1 protein-coding gene is annotated in these 1,039 nt (G+C 38.2%); it reads left to right on the top strand.

From position 1 onward, the window contains the following. The first annotated feature begins 212 nt into the window (after positions 1-212). The gene (locus tag VXK47_RS20455) at positions 213-863 is read left to right on the top strand and encodes an acyloxyacyl hydrolase (protein ID WP_435550640.1); all 651 of its coding nucleotides are present in this window, start codon (positions 213-215) and stop codon (positions 861-863) included. Positions 864-1,039 lie beyond the last annotated feature (176 nt).

Here is a 1,039-nt window from a genome sequence, read left to right as displayed (position 1 = left end):
TTGCCTTAACTCCTTGTTATAATTATAATTTATAACAAGGCGACAAAAATTTTTTATCTGCTTTGTCAAGCAAAAAATAAACATTTTTATAATTTTTTTATCCCATATAACATGCAAAAACTTAACCGGACACTACTGATTCAGATATTAATTTTTAAAACAGAATATCTGAGATAGGAACACGATAAATCTTGTTTAGATGGGGTTTTAATATGCGAAAGTACTTGCTGAATATCATTTTAATGCTGAATATTTTTTTTATCCCGATTTTTACTGTACATGCGGATGACAATATAAGTACGAAATGTTTTTCCTTCAGGAAGGGGCAATTATCCTTGCAAATGATCACAGGCGTATTCGACTCTCCATTCCTGTTTAGTCCCGAACGCCAGGAAATGGATTATTTACAGACGAACCTTCGGATTGGATTGATATTAAGTGATCTTCAAGACCCTAAATATTTTTTCAGAGGGAATTGGGAGGGAATTTTTGAGATCACCTATTCGGATGTGGAAGGGCGAACAGACGGATACTTCGGAGGTGGTGCAATCCTTTTACGCTATAATATTCTTTCACTGGAATCCAGGCGTGTGTATCCGTTTATTCATCTGGGAGCAGGAATTGTTTATAATGACCTATATAAGGATAGATCTCAAGGCGTTATCGGCCAGTCCATCGAGTTTACTCTGCGTGGTGGTGTTGGGATTCGGCTGAAGATCACCGATTGCTGGTCTATTGATCTGGAAGGTGCTTATGAACACATATCTAATGCCGGATTGGCAGATCGTAACGCTGGTTTGAATGCAGTCGGAGGTTTTGTGGGAATTACCATGTATTTTGATTGGCTGACCGGGAAACCGTAACGGATGATTTCTCAAACAGGAGCCGCTTTAATATGTTGAATAGAGCACCAGAAGAAAGTCAAGTAAAAAAGCTGCCCATTTTTAGGTAAAACTACCCCCTTACGACCAACGCCGTTTTTTAAAATTTGAATATACCGGGCTTAGCAGTTGCACTTTTAGATATTCACATTTCGGCA

The organism is Desulfobacterium sp. N47 (assembly GCF_051233685.1).
Lineage (GTDB): Bacteria > Desulfobacterota > Desulfobacteria > Desulfobacterales > RPRI01 > RPRI01.
The sequence above is the reverse complement of the archived record's forward strand: the minus strand, read 5'-3'. Positions and strand labels throughout refer to the sequence as shown.

Coding starts and splice junctions, on each gene's coding strand:
- VXK47_RS20455 (WP_435550640.1), top strand. CDS start 213: ATGCGAAAGTACTTGCTGAATATCATTTTAATGCTGAATATTTTTTTT.